Origin of the sequence: Halalkalibacter alkalisediminis, from assembly GCF_028610705.1 — a bacterium.
Taxonomy (GTDB): domain Bacteria; phylum Bacillota; class Bacilli; order Bacillales; family Bacillaceae_D; genus Halalkalibacter; species Halalkalibacter alkalisediminis.
Genome location: NZ_JAQQWT010000086.1, coordinates 1 through 3,618 on the forward strand (window position 1 = coordinate 1; position 3,618 = coordinate 3,618).

3 protein-coding genes, 1 tRNA gene and 1 pseudogene are annotated in these 3,618 nt (G+C 34.8%); 2 read left to right on the forward strand and 3 right to left on the reverse strand.

Annotated elements, in window-relative coordinates; genetic code table 11:
* Positions 1 to 379: 379 nt before the first annotated feature.
* Positions 380 to 1,429, reverse strand: coding sequence for a competence type IV pilus assembly protein ComGB (comGB, locus tag PQ474_RS25715; protein WP_273848425.1), 1,050 nt, complete (start codon positions 1,427 to 1,429; stop codon positions 380 to 382).
* Entirely contained in the window at positions 1,416 to 2,465 is a 1,050-nt protein-coding gene (comGA, locus tag PQ474_RS25720) for a competence type IV pilus ATPase ComGA (RefSeq protein ID WP_273848426.1), read from the reverse strand. Before comGA ends, comGB begins: the two co-directional genes overlap by 14 nt.
* 184 nt (positions 2,466 to 2,649) lie before the next feature.
* Between comGA and PQ474_RS25725 the strand changes: the two genes are divergently transcribed.
* Both PQ474_RS25725 and mscL read left to right on the forward strand, forming a co-directional pair.
* Positions 2,650 to 2,721 (forward strand) — tRNA-Gln (locus tag PQ474_RS25725).
* Positions 2,722 to 2,858: 137 nt separating this feature from the next.
* A complete protein-coding gene (mscL, locus tag PQ474_RS25730) occupies positions 2,859 to 3,359 on the forward strand; it encodes a large conductance mechanosensitive channel protein MscL (RefSeq protein WP_273848427.1) in 501 nt (166 codons plus the stop codon).
* On the opposite strand, the pseudogene PQ474_RS25735 reads toward mscL, so the two are convergent.
* Positions 3,348 to 3,551: pseudogene (locus tag PQ474_RS25735) on the reverse strand (HNH endonuclease); the annotation flags it as partial. The gene mscL and the pseudogene PQ474_RS25735 overlap by 12 nt on opposite strands.
* Positions 3,552 to 3,618 lie beyond the last annotated feature (67 nt).

A 3,618-nucleotide genomic window follows, 5' to 3' on the forward strand; every position in this document is an offset into this window, starting at 1 on the left:
CACGCCGCCAGCGTTCGTCCTGAGCCAGGATCAAACTCTCCATAAAAGTGTTTGATAGCTCAAGTTATATCACGCTAACGATATAACAAATGCAATTTTACTAAATTGCTAAAAATTGACGAGAAAATCATGTATTCTCTTTTCGCTTGGCTTTTGTTCAGTTTTCAAAGAACTCTCGTTGCAAAAGCAACTTTTATATCATAACACTTTTTAAAAGTTAAAGTCAACAACTTTTTTAAAGTGTTTTTCCGCTTCATCAGCGACGAATAATAATATAACACATATAATTAATTTTATGCAATAGTTTTAAACAAAAAATATATAAAAGTCTTTATAGGACAGTCAACGTTTGCAGACTCTCCTATAAAGAAGCATCTAACTAAATTGCTCCAATCATTTGAAACATAGGCAACAACGTAGCTATAAACAACAGAAAAATAAATCCTCCTATTATAATAAAGAGAATGGGTTGAACCAATCTAAGCCCTTTTTGAAGAGAATTCTCAAGCTCCTGAAATAAAATATCGCTGTAATGTTGGAGATCAACAGCCAAGTAGCCTGTTTTTTCACCGTTGTCGACAACAAATGATAGTTCTTTACAAAAGTAAACCTTTTCTTTTAAGATCTCATTAAATGGACGCCCTTGTTGAAGTTCACATGAGATTTGGTAACACTCCTGTTGAAAGAATGGTAAATACTCCTGTTTCTCAAATTGCAATAAAGCCTCTTGTAACGTCATTCCTGCAATAAGTAGCTTACCTAGTTGTAGTGAGAAAAAATAAGAGATGATATTTTGAACATGATTTTTACAAAACGGTATGTTCATCAGCTTCATAATCTTCTTTTTAACAGACCACTTCTTCATTTTAATCAAAATATACAACGTTGAAAGTAGTAACATGATTACGCTAGCCATAATTAAGTAAGGAATAAGATAAAGGAGCTGCATAAACATCTTTGTAAACAAAGGAGGAGATTCTGACAGCATTGTAAAAAAGGAGCGAAAATGTGGGAAGACAAACTGAAACATCAATACGATGACTAGTCCACATAAAAATATAAGTGTTAGAGGATAACGGAGTAGTTTAGTTAACTCATTCATTACTTTTTCACGATGATTTAATAACATCCCGGCCTGAGTGAAGCCCTGCGCTAGCTGCCCTTGCTGTTCATAGAAGAAAAGAAAAGATTTAATGCTGTTTGGAATATCAAACGATTGAAACGCTTCATGTACAGGATGACCATCTTTTAATTGTATTAAAACTTGTTCTATCTGTTCATTAATGTTTGAACTAACATGAAATTGAATAAAACGCAAGGCCATCTCTATAGGATACCCTTGTTCTAATAGTCGACCAATACGAATAAATGAAGTCGCTACAGTTCGTAGATGTTTGCTATTATGGGCTCGTCTCTTAAAATACATCATGAGCCAGTCTCTTCCATTCTTTTTCTTCTATATAACCAAGTGCCCACGCTTTATTTATCTCCTCCAAAAAGCCGTTTGATAAATTCGATTGAGAAGAAATACATTCTTTAAGTAGCCCCTCTTGTAAAACCTCATAAATAGCAGCTCTAGGCATATGTCTGCTTCTCATACAAAGGGAATGACATTCTCCCTGACAAATTGGACATTTTGTGCTAATAATTCGTTGAGACAATACTACTTTACAGCATTGCATTAAGTCAAAACGGGAAACTCCTAAATCGAGCATTCGGAGTAAAGACGTATAACAATCCTGCGCATGAACTGTAGCTAACACCATATGACCTGTTAAAGAAGCCCTTACAGCAAGTGCAGCACTCATTTCATCTCGAATTTCGCCGATCAAAATGACATCTGGATCATGCCTTAAACAAGCAGTTAATAGTGAATTAAAAGTAAGCCCTGCTCTCTCATTTACCTCTACTTGTACGATTTGCGGAATCATTCGCTCTACAGGGTCTTCAATAGCAACGATAGACCTTCCTCCTAATCGAACCATTTGTTCAATAATGGTATATAAAGTCGTAGTCTTTCCTGAACCCGTTGGACCAGAAATTAAACAAAGTCCATGAGACATGGATGATACGTCATATAAGATTTTAGAATTTTTTTGAAGAATAGATAATGAAGAGAGGGTTTTCGATGAATAATGAGGTAGAATTCTAATGACTAAACTTTCGTTGTTTTTTGTAGGAAGCGTTGAAAATCGAAGAGAAAAAGTATCGGCTTGCTTCATGTGAGTCATCGACGAACTTTGGGGTTTCCGTCTTTCTCCTATGTCCATACCACATCGATATTTAAAATGACTAATAAGCCGTTCAGCTAATCTAGGTTTTAGTTCTTTCCATAGTTCAAGTGAACCATTTATTCGGCACGTTAGCAGATAATGATTAGCGTCAGGAATAAAATGCAGATCTGTGACTTTCATCTTTAAAGCTTCATTAATTAATTGCTGACTATACCCTTCTATGTCATACATATCATCCATCACTCCTTTTATTTATTAACAATAACAATTCAACAATTTTAAAAAAAATCCTTCTAACGTGCATACTTTTTTTCTTATCGCTTAAAATACTAGTACGAACTGATTAATCGATTCTCTCTTGAGAAAATATTTTTTTGAATAAAACATTTTAAATCGGTCATACTAATATTGTCGTTGGGCTATAGCCAAGCGGTAAGGCAACGGACTTTGACTCCGTCATGCGTTGGTTCGAATCCAGCTAGCCCAGTACTTAGAACGAGCTTAAGTTATTTTACTTAGGCTCGTTTTTTTAGAATAAAAATCACCTTTAAGCATAGGGTTGAAACATAGACAGGCTTTTAATGAGCATATTTAACCCCACTAAAGAAGGTGATAGACATTAGAATTTTTAGAGAGTTTAAGGAATTTGCTGTAAGAGGAAATGTGATTGACATGAGTATTGGGGTTATTATCGGCACAACCTTTGCAAAAATTGTTGAATCTTTAGTCGATGATATTATTATGCCACCCTTTAGCTTAATGTTTGGACAGGTCGATTTCTCAAATTTATATATTAATTTGTCCAACCGCCGCTTTGATACTTTCGCTGAAGCTGAAGAAGCCGGAATTCCTATGTTAAATTACGGTGCCTTTTTAAACCATGCTGTTCATTTTGCGATTGTCGCTTTTGTCCTTTTTTTGTTTGTAAGGCAAATCAATCGAATCAGACGCCCACAGGAAGACCCTTTACTTAACATGAAAACAAAACTATGTCCCCATTGTTGCCAATCCATAGCTTATAAAGCAACAAAGTGCCCTCATTGTACGTCTGATCTAGAAGATATTCGAACCAAAAATAAACACCGCCCTACTTATGTTCGTGTGCAACGAAAGTCATCGTCTTGATTTTAATTTTCTTTCATTTGACTTTTTAGTTCTGATGAGCGTTTTGGAAGACTGTTTACGAATCCACTTAATATATTTTTTTATCTCTTCGTCATCTTTTAATCTTTCAAGCGTCATGAGACGAAGCGCTAATTCTTTGTTAGTGTAAAGTGCGTGAATTTGTTTATGACAAGGAATACAAAGTGTAAATGTCAAGCTAACGATGTACATTTTTGATCATTTAAGAATGTACAAAATTAATCATCATCTTTTTCTAAGT

Bases quoted from the DNA above. Each gene is read 5' to 3' on its own strand.
- comGB (WP_273848425.1), bottom strand. From the start codon at position 1,429: ATGATGTATTTTAAGAGACGAGCCCATAATAGCAAACATCTACGAACT.
- comGA (WP_273848426.1), bottom strand. From the start codon at position 2,465: ATGTATGACATAGAAGGGTATAGTCAGCAATTAATTAATGAAGCTTTA.